Source organism: Amycolatopsis sp. QT-25, assembly GCF_029369745.1.
Lineage (GTDB): Bacteria > Actinomycetota > Actinomycetes > Mycobacteriales > Pseudonocardiaceae > Amycolatopsis.
In genome coordinates, this window is sequence record NZ_CP120210.1 from 82,511 (window position 1) to 98,040 (window position 15,530).

The following is a 15,530-nucleotide window of genomic DNA, read 5'->3' on the forward strand; positions in this document are numbered from 1 at the left end:
GACCCACCCCCCACCCATCCCTGGGGGGCGTGCCCCCGCACCGGGACTGTTCCAGGATCGGTGTTTCCGGCCCGACACGCCGGGCTGAGGTCCGACGGGATGGGCACTGTGAGTGATGACATCGGACCTTGTGAGTCCACGCAGGAGTGAGTCCAAGCCGGCGCGGGAGCTGTCGCCGGAGCAGGCCGCCGCGGCGGCGATGGTGGCCGAGGCGAAGGCGCGGGGGCTGGCGTTGACCGGCCCGGATGGCCTGCTGAAGCTGTTCACCAAGAATGTGCTGGAAACCGCATTGAACGAGGAGATGACCGAGCATCTCGGGCATGAGAAGAACCGAGCCGAGCCGGGCCGTGAGTCGACGAATGTCCGGAACGGTACTCGGCCGAAAACGGTGGTGTCGGATGCTGCGGGCGAGGTCGGCATCAACGTGCCACGGGATCGGGAGAGCACGTTCGAGCCGCAGATCGTGAAGAAGCGGCAACGCCGTCTTACCGAGGTGGATGAGATCGTGTTGTCGTTGTATGCGAAGGGAATGACGACCGGGGAGATCTCGGCACATTTTGCCGAGATCTACGGATCCTCGATCAGCAAGGAAACGGTCTCGCGGATCACTGACAAGGTCGTCGCCGAAATGAACGACTGGGCTAGCCGCCCGCTCGATCCGGTGTACGTGGCCGTGTTCATCGACGCGATCCACGTCAAGATCCGCGACGGGCAGGTCGCCAACCGGCCTGTCTACGCCGCTATCGGCGTCACCGTGGATGGCCGCAAGGACGTCCTGGGCCTGTGGATGGGCATCGGCGGCGAGGGCGCGAAGTTCTGGATGAGCGTGCTGATCGATCTGAAGAACCGCGGCGTCCGGGACGTGTTCTTCCTCGTTTGCGACGGCCTCAAAGGCCTGCCCGACGTCGTGGCGAACGTCTGGCCGCAGACCATTGTGCAGACCTGCATCGTCCACTTGATCCGCAACACCTTCCGGCTCGTGTCCCGCCGGGACTGGGACGCGGTGAAACGCGACATCAAACCCATCTACACCGCACCCAGCCCGGATGCCGCAATAGCCGCGCTCGACGAATTCGAAGAGAAATGGGGCACAAAGCATTCAGCGGTGATTCGCCTGTGGCGTAACGCCTGGGACGAGTTCGTGCCGTTCCTCGACTACGACGTCGAGATCAGGCGCATGATCTGCTCCACCAACGCGATCGAATCGTTGAATGCCCGCTACCGGCGGGCGATTCGCGCGCGAGGACACTTCCCGACCGAGCAAGCCGCGATGAAATGCCTGTACCTTGTGACCCGCAGCCTGGACCCGACCGGGGCAGGCCGCACCCGATAGACGATGCGCTGGAAGCCCGTGCTGAACGCCTTCGCCATCACATTCGGTGACCGCTGGCCGGGAGCCGAAACCTACTGATCAACAACGCCGGAAACACCGATCACGAGATAGACCCCCCGCACCAGCGTATCGGGAGGGGGTGTCGGGGGGTGGGGATTCGCGGGGTGAGGGGCGAGGTTGTCCACAACTGTGGGTGGGTGTGGACAACTCATGTGGACAAGTCACCGAGGCCAGGTCAGAGTGGGTTTGTGCGTAATTGCTGGGACTCGTGTGACTGGTGGGGTACGGGATCCGGGCGTGGGGGGACACGAATGGAGCAGGGGAGACGTAGGGCCTCCTTGGGACATTGTGGGTCTCGAAAGGAGGGACCGGGAGTCCATAGTGGACGGACGTGGGTCGAAGGGCGCTTTCGATGCATCGGGTGAGGGAAAGGGTCTTCATTGGCAAGCTGCGGAGTGAGTGGCGTTCGGATCGCATTGTGCCGTGAAGGCCACCTTGAGGGACCTGGAGTCCCTCAAAGTTCCCCTCACTTGCCTCAGGCAGCAACTCGAGCACCAGTAGCACCACCAGTCACGCCAGGGGCGCGTGAAGAAGCCCTTCTCTCGGCTCAGCCGAGGAAACTCGGCTTTCGTGCCTTCTCAGGTACATGATGGCCCCCTTCCTGTACCTAGGCGCAAGGAAGGGGGCCTTCATGTACTGCGCGACCGCGCCGAGTCGAGCCAGCGCGCCATGTGCCGAGCCAGCGCGCCGTGTACTGAGCGACCGCGCCGTGTGCCAAGCGAGTGCCAAGTAACGAGCGACCGCGCCGTGTGCCAAGCGAGTGCCAAGTAACGAGCGACCGCGCCGTGTGCCAAGCGAGTGCCAAGTAACGAGCGACCGCGCCGTGTGCCAAGCGAGCGCCAAGTAACGAGCGAGCGCGCCACGTACGGAGCGAACGAAAGACCCCTCAGGCCTCCCCGAACTTACTCGCCAAGTACCCCTTCACGACCGACTTCGCCTCCGCCACGATCCGCTCGTCCCCTCGCGGGTCACGGCGGAAGGCCAGCTTCAGCAAAGCGTCGGCGGTCTCGTTCGCGATCGTCAGCGCGAACCGGATGTCGTCCGGCGACGACTGGATCCGTGCGGAAAGCACGTCGGTGAGCGCGTCGACGATGACGGCGTTGTTGTCGCGGGTCTCGTCCAGGAGCTGCCGGTCGACGACGTCACCGAAGTGGACCTTCGAGAAGCCGGGGACCTCGCGGTGCATGGCGAGGTAGATGTCGAGGATCGAGTCCACGATGTCCCACCAGTGTTCGGGCGCGAGTTCGTTCAGCGTCTCCGACACCGAGGCGACGAACCGTTCGAGGTTCCGCTGCGTCAGCGCCTGCACCACGGCCCGCTTGTCGGGGAAGAACTGATACAGCGAACCGACGGCCACTTCGGCGCGCTTCGCGATCAGCGTGGTCGTCAGTGCGTCGTAACCGAGTTCGTCGATCAGCTGGGCGCTGGCGTCGAGCATCTGCTCCACCCGCTTGGCGCTGCGCTGCTGGACGGGCTGCCGCCGGAGCGGAGTGGTCTCCGCTTGCGGTTTCGCGGCATGGATGTCGGACACTCGGGCTCCTCCTTCGCTGATCTGCGACTTTATCGTGCCGACAGGGTTCCCCCCGGTCGAGTGAAGGCATAGTATATGAGAACTTTTCATGTTCGGCCGAGTCTGAAGAGGAAAGGTGTTCCGCCGGTGGAAAATCCGACCTTCCCGTCCGAATTCCTGTGGGGTGTTTCGACGTCTGCCTTCCAGATCGAGGGGGCGACCGGGGAAGGCGGCCGAGGACAGTCCATTTGGGACACCTTCACCGAAACGGAAGGGAAGATCGCGCGGGCTGAGCACGCCAAGGTAGCGGCCGATCACTTCCACCGCTACTCCGAGGACATCGCGCTGATGGGCGAACTCGGCGTCGGCGCGTACCGCATGTCCTTCGCCTGGCCCAGGATCCAGCCCGATGGTGAAGGCGAGCCCAACACCGAAGGCCTTGCCTTCTATGACGAACTCATCGACGAGGTCTGCGCCGCCGGCATCGCGCCGACAGGGACACTCTTCCATTGGGATCTCCCGCAGGCGCTCGAGGACAAGGGTGGCTGGCTCTCCCGTGATACCGCCGAACGCTTCGGGGAGTACGCCGCCATCCTGGGCGAGCGGTTCTCCGATCGGGTGAAAATGTGGATCCCGCTCAACGAGCCCATGGTCATGTCGATCTTCGGCTACGCGATCGGCGAGTACGCGCCCGGCAAGACCCTCCTGCTCGACGCGCTGCCCACCGCGCATTACCAGAATCTCGCGCACGGTCTCGCCGTCCAGGCGCTCCGTGCCACCGGCGCCCGCAGTGTCGGCACGGCCAACAATCATTCGCCGATCTGGCCCGCCTCCGATTCACCGGCGGACAAGGCCGCGGGCGAATGGATCGACGCTCTCATCAATCGCACCTACGCGGATCCGGTGCTGCTGGGCCGCTATCCCGAACAAATCCTCGAACATCTCCCCGCGGGTTTCGCCGACGATCTGCCCACCATCGCGCAGCCGCTCGACTTCTACGGCGTGAACTACTACGAGCCGCAGGGCGTCGCCGCACCCGGCGAAGGCAACCCCCTGCTTTTCGGGACACTGCCCTTCGAGCTTCGCTCGATCGAGGGATATCCCATGACCACCAACGATTCGCCGATCGTCCCGCACGGCCTGCGCGAACTGCTCGTCGGCTTCCACGAGCGCTACCGCGAGCACCTCCCACCCGTCTACATCACCGAGAACGGGTGCAGTTTCGACGACGTCGTCTCCGAAGACGGGCACGTGCACGACCAGGAGCGCATCGATTTCCTCCACAGCCACCTGGTCGCGGTGCGCGAGGCGATGGACGCCGGCGTCGACATCCGCGGGTACTTCGTCTGGTCGCTGATGGACAACTTCGAATGGTCGAAGGGGTATCGGCCGCGGTTCGGCCTGGTGCACATCGACTACGAGACGCTGAAGCGGACACCGAAGGATTCCTTCGGCTGGTACCGCGAACTGATCCGCCATGAGTGAGGTCAGGGAGCTGCCCGAGGCGCTCGCGGAGCCGGTGGCCAGGGTCCGTGCGGGCTGGATGAGCCTGCTGTTCTTCGCGAACATCGCGCTCTGGCTCGGCGTCTACGCGCCCATCCAGGTCCTCTTGCCGAAACAGGCCGAACTGCTGGACGCGGCGAACAAGGAAGCGGTGTTCAGCCTGGTCACCGGCATCGGCGCGGTCGTCGCGCTGATCGCCAACCCGGCCATCGGCCTGCTCTCGGACCGCACCTGCTCCGCTCGCGGCCGCCGTCATCCGTGGACGACGGCCGGTGCGGTGGTCGCCGCGGCCGGACTGCTCGTCCTCGCGTTCGCGCCGGACGTCGCGGTCATGGTGCTCGGCTGGTGCCTGGTCCAGGCGGGACTGAACGGAATGCTCGCGATGCTGGTCTCGGCCATCGCGGACCGGGTGCCCGTGCCGCAGCGCGCGCAGGTCGGCGGGCTGGTCGGCATCGCCCAGATGCTCGGGACCGTGCTCGGCGCGGTGGTGGTCGTGGTGATGCTCGACCTCGCCGGTGTCCCGCTGGGTTACGCCGTGTGCGCGGCCGTCGTGCTGGCAGGCGCGGCGGCCTTCGTCCTGCGCACGCCGGACGCGCGGCTGCCGGTCGCGTACCGGCCGTCCGCCAGGGCCAAGGACGTACTGGCGAACTTGTGGATCTCTCCTCGCGGGCATCCCGACTTCGCGTGGGCGTGGGCCTGCCACTTCATGATCAACCTCGGCAACGCCTTCGGGACGCTGTACCTCTTGTTCTTCTTGAAAGACGCGGTGCACTACGAAGATCCGGACACCGGACTGCTGATCATGATGGGGCTCTACGGTGCCGCTCTCGTCGTGGGCGCCCTCGTCGCCGGGCACTTCTCCGACAAGTCGGGACGGCGCAAGCCCTACGTCTTCGCCGCGTCCGCGGTGATGGCCGTGGCCGCGCTGCTGCTGGTGGTCTGGCAGAACTGGACGGCCGCGCTCGCGGCTTCCCCGTTGCTGGGCGTCGGTTTCGGCGCCTACATGGCCGTCGCGCTGGCGATGCTCACGCAGGTGCTGCCCGCCGCACAGGACCGGGCGAAGGATCTCGGCGTCATCAACATCGCGAACTCGCTGCCGCAGGTGGTGGCGCCCACGCTGACCGCGCCGATTTTGGCTTACCTGGGCGGATATCCGAGCCTCTTCGCGGCTTCGGCGCTGTCCACCGTCATCGCCGCGGTGTTCGTCACGCGGGTGAGGGGTGTCGGCTAGAACGGTGGAGACCGCGGACCGGTGCCGGTCGGGGGAGGGGAGTGCAACGGCACCGGCCCGCGGGGTTCGGGGTGGCAACGGGGATCCGAACGAATCTCGCGTTGCTTTTGTGATCAACAACTTAGCGACCGATTACTGCGTCCGCTAGGTGTTCTGCCGATAATTTTCGATTAATCGCGGTGGGGACCGGAGTGATCACCGAGAGCGGCTCGTCGCGTTCGGGGGGTACGCGCGAGCCGCCGCCGGCGAAGGCGAGATCGTGGCGTGGTCGCCGAGGGGGCGCTCGGACCGCCGTCACTCGCCGGCTCATGTCAGGCTGTGTTTCCCGAGCCGGAGTCAAGGTGCGGCATCTTCTCAGGCGTGCACGCCGCCGATGGCGGGACGACGTGGGTTGACCAGCGCGTGCCTGCCGGTGGTTTCGGCCGCACTCACCCTGGTCTGCCCGGGGACGCGGCGGCGGGCTTCGCGCCGGTGGTCCTGGGCGGCCACGGTGTGCTGAGGGGCGAGGCCGCCGGCGACCAAGTGTTCGTGCGCGACCTGCCATACCGAGCAGGGGGCCTTGCACCGGTGCCAGCGGGTCGAGCAGGTGGGGCAGTCCCCGCGCTCGTCGGGTTCGTGCGCCTGGAGCATCGCGCGCCAGCCTTCGGTCAGGCGGGGGAGCTCCGAGCGGGCGACCGAGACGAGCGACTGCGCGTCGGCCCGGGTCGCGAGATCGGAGAGCATGTCGAGGCGTTCCCAGACCGCGTTGCGGAGGACTTGCCCTAGGACCTGATCCACGGAGAACTCACCGTCACCTTTCCGCCATCTTGGCGGCTTCGTTGAGCGCTGCCCTGAGCTGGCCGAGCTGGCCGGACGTCATGCGCGCGGTCTCTCCCGGCGGCGAGACGAGAACCACCTGGTTGTCTTCGACGAACACGGTGACGGCGCGTTCGCGGCTGATGAGATCGCCGCACTGCACTCGCCAGACCAGTTGTCCGCCTTCATAACGGCGCACACTCGCGGTACGGGGGTCGACCGGGGCGGAAGGGGAGACCGGCCGGTTGACGCCGGGGGCGACCGCGACCTGCTGCTGACCGGCGGGGCCGGCCGTACGCAGGTGGCGCGTGGCCATACCGGGCCGTCCCGCGGTGATGGAGCCTGTTGCGATCGAGTCCACGAACTCCACTGGCTCTTCTCCGCTCTCTCGTTCCACGTCGTCTTCGTTCCGCGTGTCCGCACCATCGAGGGGTTCGGGACTTGGTAGCTCTCCGTGATCGCCGCCAGTGGCTGGTCGGTCACGGAGATCTGACAACTACAGTGAGGTGAAACCGAGTGCGATAGAAGGTCGAACCGCTGTCATAGCGGTGACCGGACGAGGTTTCACGGTAAGCGGTCGACCGACTTCTGCCGGGCCGATCACCACGGGCATTCCGGTGTTTCGCACGGTTGAATAGGTGTGCTTACGCTGTTTCTCGACCCCAACGGAACTGTGAGGGGGCGCAATGGACGCCAGTATCGGCGGCGGCGCTGTCGCCGGCTCGGACGCAGTGGGCGCTTCGGGCAGGCAGAGCCACCCCGTGCCGCCGGATGCCTGGGAGCAGGCGGAGATGCGAGCCGCTCTGGCCACACGGGAGATCTCCTCCGTGTACCGGCTGTTGCGCAAGCACGGTGTTTCGCAGCGTCAGATCGCCGCGATGACCGGCCAGTCGCAGTCCGAGGTGTCCGAGATCCTCAAGGGTCGCCAGGTGATGGCGTACGACGTGCTCACCCGCATCGCTGACGGCCTTGGTGTCCCCAGGGGATACATGGGTCTCGCCTACGACGAGGCGACAGCGATCAAGGTGGTCGGCACTGCCGACGGCCAGCAGGCGGAGGAGGACGAGTCCGTGAAGCGACGGAGGTTCCTCGCGCACGCCGCCCAGGTCACGATGGGCGCGGCGGTGTTCGGCCCGGAATCGGGCACGTGGTCGGCAGGACCGGCGAAGACGCCCGCCCCCGGCCGGATCGGCATGACCGACGTCCGCCAGGTGGAAGCCGCGACCAGGGCTCTCCGTTCCCTCGACTACCAGTACGGCGGCGGTTTTTGCCGCGACGCCGTCGTCGCCCAGCTGTCCTGGGGACAGCAGATGCTCGAATCCACCGGCACCGAGCCGGTGAAGAACCGGTTGTACGTCGCGCTCGCCGACCTGCACAGCCTGGCGGGCTGGACCTCTTTCGACACCGGCCTCATGGATTCCGCGCGCGGGCACTTCGCGAACGCGCTGGACCTGGCCAAACAGGGCGACAGTCACCCGCTGGTGGCCAACGTGCTGTACCGGATGGGCCGGGTCTACCTGCACAACGACGCCCCCAACGACGCGTTGAAACTGTTCCAGCTCGGCCAGATCGCGGCCCAGGAATCGGGCTCCGAGCTGGCGGTCGCCGTGCTCTGCGCCAACGAGGCGTGGGCCTACGCGATGATGGGCAACGAGGAGCAGGCCACGAAGCTGCTCGGCCGGAGCAAGGACGAGTTCGCCCGCGCCGATCTGGCCGACGCCGAGTCCTGGGTCAAGTTCTTCACCGAGACCGACGTCTACGCCATGATCGGCACCGTGCACACCGTGCTCGCCGAGAAGAACGCCGAGCACACCAAGTACGCGATCCCGGCGCTCACCAAGGCCGTCGAGACCTACACCGACGACATGGCCCGCAGCAAGACGTTCATGCTCAGCGCCTTGGCCACGAACCACCTGCTCGAAGGCGATCTCGACCACGGTGCGAAGGTGGGCTCGAAGGCCATCGACTGCGCCGAGGGCATCAAGTCGGAGCGGGTGAAGGACCGGATGCGACCCCTGCAGGTCGAGGCGGAACGCCGCCGGAACAACGCCGACGCCCGTGACCTCGCCGACCGCCTCAACTCGTTCTACGCCGCCTGAGCCGACCGGCCAGGGCGGCCGGTTCACGCCCGCCATCCTGCGCGACGCCCTCGAGCGGACGTGCGATCTGCTGGGCGTGGACCCCGAAGGCGCCCGGCTGCTGAGGTTCACCAACAACGCCGTCTACGAGCTGGCGAGCGCGCCGTTCGTCGTCCGGATCGTCGGCTCCACCCGGCTGCGCCACCGCGTCGGCACGGTCGTCCGGGTCGCCCGGCACTTCGAACGGCACGACGTCCCCGCCATCCGCCTGGTTTCCGGCCTCGACCAGCCGTTGCCGATCGGCGAGCAGCTCGTGACGGTCTGGTGGAAGGTGACGGCGAGCGGCCGGAAGCCGAAGCCGGCCGACCTCGCCGCCCTGCTGCGCCGCGTCCACGATCTCGAGCCGCCCGAAGGCCTCGCCGAATGGGCTCCGTTCGCCGCGGTCCGCGCCCGGGTCTCGGATGCCGAGGAGCTGAGCGAAGGCGATCGGCGGTTTCTCCTGGAACGCTGCGCCGAGGTCGAAGGTGCCCTCGCGACGCTCGACTTCCCCCTGCCCCGTGGCCTCGTCCACGGGGACGCGCACACCGGGAACGTGATCCACGGGCCGGCCGGTCCGGTGCTGTGCGATTTCGATTCGTCCTGTGTCGGGCCGCCGGAATGGGATCTGACGCCGCTCGCCGTCGGCCGCGAACGGTTCGGTGATCCACCCGCCCGCTATCGCGTGTTCGCGCGGCGGTACGGATTCGACGTGACCACGTGGTCCGGGTTTCCGGTACTGCGCGCCATCCGTGAACTGAAGCTCACGACGAGTGTTCTCCCGATTCTCCGCAGCCACCCCAGCGTGCGGGATGAGCTGCGGAAACGGTTGGACGATCTCCGGAACGGACGCACCGGCGCGCGCTGGAACCGCTATCGGTGACGCACCCGGAAAAGGGATCTGCACGTGCATTCGCCGACAGCGAATGACCGTTCGTCGCTTGCCCGAATTCCCCGGTCATTCGGTGACGAATTCGCTCGGACCGATCGCTTCTCCCCGCCCAATGCTCCCCCGAATGTGCAACTTGCAACTACGCTGTGTCATTCAGCGCGGCGCGTTCACCAGGTCGCTGTGATCCGATGGGTGTTTCCAGGGTCACAATCGTTCCGGACGCGTACGCAGAGCATCCGCCTCCGAGGCGGGAAGGTCCCGGAGAGAACGGGGAAACCGGGCAACCGGCTCAGGTCGTCGGTACGACCGGGGCTCGGGTGAGGACGACGGCGAAGCCGAACGCGAGTCCCATCACGGTCAGTTCCAGCGTCGCCCACGCGGCCAGCGCCGTGCGGTTGTGCCGGACGATCTGCGGCATCAGCTTCCAGCGCGTGTAGGCGCCGAGGCCGGCGATCACGCCGGTGCACAACAGTTTCAGCAGCACCAGTTGCCCGTACGGCGTGGTGAAGACGCCTTCCCAGAAGCCGAGCGACGGGTTGAGCGAGATCTCGATCAGCCCGTTGAACAGCCCGGTCGCCGCGCCGAGGAGCAGGCACAGGGTCGCCAGTTTGGAGAACCGCGGCAGCGCGTGCGCCAGCAGCGTCCGGTTCCCGACGAGCAGCACCGTCATCGCGCCGAGCCCGCCGGTCCAGGCGACGGCGCTCATCACGTGCAGTTCCATCGAGATCATCGTGTAGTCGTGGTAGTTCCAGTTCGACGCGTGCCCGGTGACCGGCAGCGGCAGCAGCGCGAAGAGTCCCAGCCCGACGCGGACCTCCGCGGGCACCTTCTCGCCGTGTTTCAGCGCGAGGACGCCGAGTCCCGCGTGCAGCAGGGCCAGCACCGCGACGATCAGCAGCGCCTTCCCGGCACCGACGTCGGCGATGTAGCTCCCGACGTCCGACATCGACAGCGTGCTGGAGCCCGGCCGGTACTCGGCGGTCTGCAGGATCAGCGCGACGAGCGCGGTGGTCGCCCAGACCAGCGCGGCCGCGACGCTCGCGGGCCGCGCGATCCGCATGATCGGCTCGGAGAGCTTCGGCCGGTCGTAGCCGACCAGTACCGAAAGCAGTGCCAGCCCGATCGTGGTGACGGCCGAGATGTCCAGCAGCACCCGCACGATCGGGATGGAGACCGAGACCACCTCGCTGACCTGCGCGACCCCGGGCACCGGGGCCGTCGCCGTCAGCGCGACGCCGATCAGGGCACCGACGATGCCCGCCGCCACCACACAGAACAAGACGGCGACGCGGGTACGCGAGGTGGTCTCGGCCTGTGTCATGAGCCGCTCTTCTCCTTGTCACCCGCGCCGGTGCGCAGTGCGACGGTCAGTCCGACGGCGAGCAGCACGACGGCGCCCGCGATCCACACCCAGATCGGCACCCCGGACGAGTTCTCGCCGTCGGTGGCGGGAGTCGTCTCGGCCTGGCCCCCGTTGCTGCGGGCGGCGTCGGCGCTCGCCGGGGTCCCGGTGCCCGCGGCGGTGAGGGTGAACGGCACCTCACCGGTCACGGAGTGCCCGTCCGCGGACAGGATCCGGTAACCGATCTTGTACTCCCCCGCCGGGCCGAGTGGCCGCAGCGGCACGGTCACGACACTGTCGCGGACCTCGACCTGGCCTTCGGCCCACTGGCCGCCGCCCGGTCCGATGACCGCGATCTGGTTGACGTTCGCGTTCTGGACGTACTGGTCGAACGTGAGCGTGATCTTCGCGGGCCCGGCGGCGAGCGAAGCACCCTTCGCCGGGTCCGAGGAGATCAGGACGTTGTGCGCCAGCGCCGGGGTGGCGGTGGCGAGCCACGCCACCCCGGTGATCGCCAGCGCGACGATCGCTTTACGCATTTACTCGGTTCCCTCGGTGTTGCCGCTCTTGGTGGCGGTGGCGCGGCGGGCGCGCAGGGTGGCGCCGGCGCCGACGCCGAGGCCGAGCGCGCCGACGACGAGTCCGGCGCCGCCGAGCCAGCGGGCGGTGTTGTCGGAAGCGTGGGATTCCTCGGCGGCCTTCGCGTCGGAGCCGTGGCCACCGCCGTGCCCGTCACCGCTCTTCTCGGCGAGCTTCACGGTCGGCGCGGGGTGTTCCGGCTCCTCACCCGAGGCCGGGGTCGGCTGGTCCCAGTTGACGACCTTGCCGTTCTCGTACGTCTGCGTCGCCGGGAACTCCAGCGCGTCGACGGTGGTCGGGAACTGGCCCGCGCTGATCTGGAACTCCTGGAATTCGGACGAGCCGGCGGCGATCTTGGTGCCGGGCTCGGCGGTCCACGAGACCTTGGTGACGGCTTCGGTGATCTGCGTACCGGACGCGCTCGTCACCGGGCTGGGCAGCTTGGACTTGACGACCTCGGCCTTCCAGCCGGGGATCGGCTTGGTGCGCACGGAGCTGAGCGCGTACTCGGGTTTGAGGGTGACCTCGACCTTGACGGTGCCGGCGTCCTTCTCCTCGTTGGGGACCCGGAAGAAGATGGATCCGTAGCCGCCCTTTTGGGGCTGCGGGCCGTAGACGTTGGCGGTGACGTGGGCCGAGGCGACCCCTGCCGAGAGCAGACCGGCGGCACCGATGGCGGCGGCCAGGAAACCGGCTCGCTTGAAGACGTGCTTGGACACGAAGAACTCCTGAAGGTGTTTCGAGACGGCGGGTTCACCGGACCTCGCCGATTACGGGGGATGAGTGGGTTCAGGAGAACAGCGGCGGGCCGCGCCTGCCGTGGACCCGGCGGAGGTCCACGCCGACGAGATGACCGGGGCCGGCCGGCCGGGCGAGCACCGGGGACGCCACGGCGGCGGGCACCGGGAGTGCGTTGAGGATGAACGGGACCAGCGCGCGCAGGCAAGCGAGGACACCGAGCAGCAGTCCGTCGGCCTTGGCCAGCAGCAGAGCGGTCACCAGCGTGGCGACGACGTGCGCGACGGTCATCGCGAACCCACCCGAAAGGGGGGCGGGTTCGCCGTGCGGTTCGTGGCTGCTCAGCGAACCGAGCACGAGGTGCATGACGACCTGGCCGGCGCCGAGATCGACGATGGTGGCCAGCGGTCCGCGCGCCTTCGCGGCGAGCGCGGCGGCGTTCCAGCCGATCAGCACGGTGAGCAACAACGTCATCGCGGTGTCGGGGAGGTCGCCGTCCCCGATCAAGTGGGCGGTCACGGCCAGCGCCGCGGAACTCACGCCGAGCAAACCACCACGCACGGCGCGTAACGCGCTTCGGTGACGGCTGCCTTTACCCACAGGTGGAGAGTATTCGACGTACTGCCGCGTGGTCGATCTCCTCCCGGTGCCTCAGCAAGGGGAAGGACATCCCAGCCCTGCGCGCGCGTTTGCCCATTTAGGCCGAATGGGGAAGGTTTACGGGGTAAGAGGCGGTAAACCGGGATTTGACCGCACGGCTTCTGGGTAGTCAGGCTCCCGATACAGCTACTCCGAATGGGTGAGGAGGCTCACCCAGAGGCGGCGGGAGAACCAGCACGCGATGAACCTCTTCGAGTACATCTCGGATCGGTGGGACAGACTCGCCCTCCAGGGGCTCCTCCATGTCAGCGCGGTCGTGCAGTGCACGATCATCGCCGCCGTGCTCGGGGTGGTGATCGGCGTCGCCGTCTACCGCAGTCCGATCGGGTCGGCCGTGGCCACGGCGCTGGCGAGCACGATCCTCACCGTCCCTTCCTTCGCCCTCCTCGGGCTGCTCATCCCCGTGTTCGGTCTCGGCGTGAACACCACCGTCATCGCACTCGTGCTCTACGCGCTGCTGCCGATCGTGCGGAACACGATCGTCGGACTGGGCGGCGTCGACCCGGCGGTCAGCGACGCGGCGCGCGGTATCGGCATGAGCCGGTTCGGCGTGCTGACCAGGGTGGAACTGCGGCTCGCCTGGCCGGCCATCCTCACCGGGATGCGGGTCGCGACGCAGATGCTCATGGGCATCGCGGTCATCGCGGCCTACGCGAAAGGCCCGGGCCTCGGCTCGGAGGTCTTTTCCGGCCTCACCAACGCGGGGAGCACGAACTCCCTCAACCAGGCACTGACCGGGACGCTCGGTGTGGTCGTCCTCGCACTGGTCCTCGACGCCGTCTACGTCCTGATCAACCGTTTGACCGTCTCTAGGGGTGTCCGTGGCTGAGTCTCCTGAAACCGTATCCGGCGTCGAAATCGAGCTGGAGCACGTCACGAAGCGCTACCCCGGCACCCGCGAGCCCGCGGTCGACGACTTCTCGATGGTGGTGCCCGCCGGCAAGATCGTGGTCTTCGTCGGCCCGTCCGGCTGCGGCAAGACCACGACCATGCGGATGATCAACCGGCTGATCGAGCCGACGTCGGGCCGGATCACCATCGGCGGTGACGACGCGCTGAAACTCGACGTCGACACTCTTCGCCGTCGCATCGGCTACGCGATCCAACAGGCCGGACTCTTCCCGCACTTCACCGTCGCGCAGAACATCGCGGTGGTGCCGGGGCTGCTCGGCTGGGACAAGAAGAAGGTCGACGACCGGGTCGAGGAGATGATGGACCTGGTCGGGCTCGACCCGGCCGATTTCCGCGACCGGTTCCCGCGGCAGCTGTCCGGCGGGCAGCAGCAGCGCGTCGGCGTCGCGCGGGCGCTCGCGGCCGACCCGCCGGTGCTGCTGATGGACGAACCGTTCGGCGCGGTCGACCCGATCACCCGCGGCAACCTGCAGGACGAGCTGCTGCGGCTCCAGACCGAACTGAAGAAGACGATCGTCTTCGTCACCCACGACTTCGACGAGGCCGTGAAGCTCGGCGACAAGATCGCGGTCCTCGGTGACCAGTCGAGGATCCTCCAGTACGACACCCCGGACGCGATCCTCGCGAACCCGGCCGACGACACCGTCGCCGGTTTCGTCGGTGCCGGTGCCTCGCTGAAGCAGCTGACGCTGCTGCGGGTCCGCGACGTCGAGCTGAAGCAGGACGCGCTGACGGCGACGGTGAGCGAATCACCGTCGGAGGTCCGCGAGAAGCTGACCCGGCAGCGCAAGCATTTCGTGCTGGTGCTCGACCAGCGCCGCCGCCCCGTGCGGTGGGTGCACGTCCGCGAGCTGACCACGGCGACGTCGCTGGCCACAGCGGGCAAACCGCTGCGTGACTCGGTCAGCCTCCAGTCGACGCTGCAGGACGCGCTCGAAGCCATGCTCGCCGAGGGCGGCAGCGTCCCGGTGACCGGCGCCCGCGGCGAGTACGCCGGGACGATCGAACTCGACACCGTCATCGCGACGATCCAGCAGTTGCGCGAGGAGCACTCCGACGACAGTCCGGCGGAAGGGGTGACCGCATGACGGCCGTCGATACCGGGTTCTCCACCGAGTCCTCGTCGAGAAGCGCCGAACGGGTCCGGCTGTTCGCCCAGCCCGCCGTGGTGCTGGTGATCGTCGCCGGCGTGCTGATCTGGGTGTTCGCCGGCGATCTCACCGCGACGGAGAAGGAGACCCTCAACGCCGGCGGGTTGTTGACCGCGCTGCGCGACCACCTGGCGATGACCGTCGTGGTCACCGCGATCGTGGTCGCCGTGGCGGTGCCGCTCGGCGTGCTCGTGACGCGGCCCTGGGCGAAATGGGCGGCGCCGGTCTTCCTGGCCGTCGCGAACATCGGACAGGCCGCGCCCGCGCTCGGCGTGCTGGTGCTGTGGTTCATCGTCACCGGCGCCACCGGCGGGCTGTGGGTCGCGGCGCTGCCGCTGGCGTTCTACTCGCTGCTCCCGGTGCTGCGGAACACGATGGTCGGCCTGCGGCAGATCGACCCCGCCCTGATCGACGCCGGCCGCGGCATCGGCATGTCGGCCACCGGCGTGCTGTGGCGGGTCGAGTTCCCGCTGGCGATCCCGCTGATCCTGGCCGGTCTGCGGACCTCGCTGGTGCTGGCCGTCGGCACGGCGACCTTCGGCATGTTCGTGAACGCCGGTGGTTTCGGCCTGCTCATCGACACCGGCTACAAGCTCAACCTGACGAAGGTGCTGATCACCGGCTCGGTGCTCGCCGTCGCGCTGGCGCTGCTGGTGGACTGGCTCGGCGCGGTGGCGGAACAGTTCTTCGGACCGAAGGGACTGCGCTGA

Annotated in this window: 14 protein-coding genes and 1 pseudogene; 8 read left to right on the forward strand and 7 right to left on the reverse strand. The window is 67.7% G+C overall.

The genetic code is table 11. The features are described 5' to 3' along the window. Window positions 1–130: 130 nt before the first annotated feature. Window positions 131–1,411, forward strand: a pseudogene (locus P3102_RS00370) (IS256 family transposase). An 868-nt stretch (window positions 1,412–2,279) separates the two neighbouring features. On the opposite strand, the gene P3102_RS00375 reads toward P3102_RS00370, so the two are convergent. Beyond that, complete coding sequence (locus P3102_RS00375; RefSeq protein ID WP_276365581.1) at window positions 2,280–2,924, reverse strand: TetR family transcriptional regulator; 645 nt, start codon at window positions 2,922–2,924, stop codon at window positions 2,280–2,282. Between the two features lie 126 nt (window positions 2,925–3,050). Between P3102_RS00375 and P3102_RS00380 the strand changes: the two genes are divergently transcribed. Then, window positions 3,051–4,388, forward strand: coding sequence for a GH1 family beta-glucosidase (locus P3102_RS00380; RefSeq protein ID WP_276365582.1), 1,338 nt, complete (start codon window positions 3,051–3,053; stop codon window positions 4,386–4,388). Further along, window positions 4,381–5,637, forward strand: coding sequence for an MFS transporter (locus tag P3102_RS00385; protein WP_276365584.1), 1,257 nt, complete (start codon window positions 4,381–4,383; stop codon window positions 5,635–5,637). Before P3102_RS00380 ends, P3102_RS00385 begins: the two co-directional genes overlap by 8 nt. A 354-nt stretch (window positions 5,638–5,991) precedes the next feature. Here P3102_RS00385 and P3102_RS00390 read toward each other — a convergent pair whose 3' ends face one another. Both P3102_RS00390 and P3102_RS00395 read right to left on the reverse strand, forming a co-directional pair. Continuing rightward, the gene (locus tag P3102_RS00390; RefSeq protein ID WP_276365586.1) at window positions 5,992–6,414 is read right to left on the reverse strand and encodes a hypothetical protein; all 423 of its coding nucleotides are present in this window, start codon (window positions 6,412–6,414) and stop codon (window positions 5,992–5,994) included. Between the two features lie 13 nt (window positions 6,415–6,427). Beyond that, window positions 6,428–6,802, reverse strand: a complete 375-nt coding sequence (locus P3102_RS00395) for a hypothetical protein (RefSeq protein WP_276365587.1) — start codon at window positions 6,800–6,802, stop codon at window positions 6,428–6,430. 421 nt (window positions 6,803–7,223) lie between these two features. Between P3102_RS00395 and P3102_RS00400 the strand changes: the two genes are divergently transcribed. Both P3102_RS00400 and P3102_RS00405 read left to right on the forward strand, forming a co-directional pair. Continuing rightward, entirely contained in the window at window positions 7,224–8,531 is a 1,308-nt protein-coding gene (locus tag P3102_RS00400; protein ID WP_276371559.1) for a helix-turn-helix transcriptional regulator, read from the forward strand. A gap of 34 nt (window positions 8,532–8,565) precedes the next feature. Then, a complete protein-coding gene (locus P3102_RS00405; RefSeq protein ID WP_276371561.1) occupies window positions 8,566–9,429 on the forward strand; it encodes an aminoglycoside phosphotransferase family protein in 864 nt (287 codons plus the stop codon). A gap of 298 nt (window positions 9,430–9,727) precedes the next feature. Here the strand turns inward: P3102_RS00405 and P3102_RS00410 are convergent, their stop codons facing one another. From P3102_RS00410 to P3102_RS00425, 4 genes are all read right to left on the reverse strand, one after another. Continuing rightward, window positions 9,728–10,759 carry a CopD family protein gene (locus P3102_RS00410; RefSeq protein ID WP_276365589.1) on the reverse strand — a complete coding sequence of 344 codons (1,032 nt, stop codon included), beginning with the start codon at window positions 10,757–10,759 and terminating at the stop codon, window positions 9,728–9,730. Continuing rightward, a complete protein-coding gene (locus P3102_RS00415; RefSeq protein WP_276365590.1) occupies window positions 10,756–11,319 on the reverse strand; it encodes a copper resistance CopC family protein in 564 nt (187 codons plus the stop codon). The genes P3102_RS00410 and P3102_RS00415 overlap by 4 nt, the downstream gene beginning before the upstream one ends. Beyond that, on the reverse strand, window positions 11,320–12,078 hold the full coding sequence (locus P3102_RS00420; RefSeq protein ID WP_276365592.1) for a YcnI family protein: 759 nt from the start codon (window positions 12,076–12,078) through the stop codon (window positions 11,320–11,322). Between the two features lie 70 nt (window positions 12,079–12,148). Then, entirely contained in the window at window positions 12,149–12,637 is a 489-nt protein-coding gene (locus P3102_RS00425; protein WP_276371562.1) for a hypothetical protein, read from the reverse strand. Window positions 12,638–12,938: 301 nt separating this feature from the next. Here P3102_RS00425 and P3102_RS00430 point away from each other — a divergent pair, with 301 nt between their 5' ends. The 3 genes from P3102_RS00430 to P3102_RS00440 are packed head-to-tail and all read left to right on the forward strand — an operon-like array spanning window position 12,939 to window position 15,530. Next, window positions 12,939–13,586 (forward strand): ABC transporter permease, encoded by a 648-nt coding sequence (locus P3102_RS00430; RefSeq protein WP_037308875.1) that lies wholly within the window; start codon window positions 12,939–12,941, stop codon window positions 13,584–13,586. Next, window positions 13,579–14,757 (forward strand): ABC transporter ATP-binding protein, encoded by a 1,179-nt coding sequence (locus P3102_RS00435; protein WP_276365594.1) that lies wholly within the window; start codon window positions 13,579–13,581, stop codon window positions 14,755–14,757. Before P3102_RS00430 ends, P3102_RS00435 begins: the two co-directional genes overlap by 8 nt. Beyond that, window positions 14,754–15,530 carry an ABC transporter permease gene (locus P3102_RS00440; protein ID WP_276365595.1) on the forward strand — a complete coding sequence of 259 codons (777 nt, stop codon included), beginning with the start codon at window positions 14,754–14,756 and terminating at the stop codon, window positions 15,528–15,530. Before P3102_RS00435 ends, P3102_RS00440 begins: the two co-directional genes overlap by 4 nt.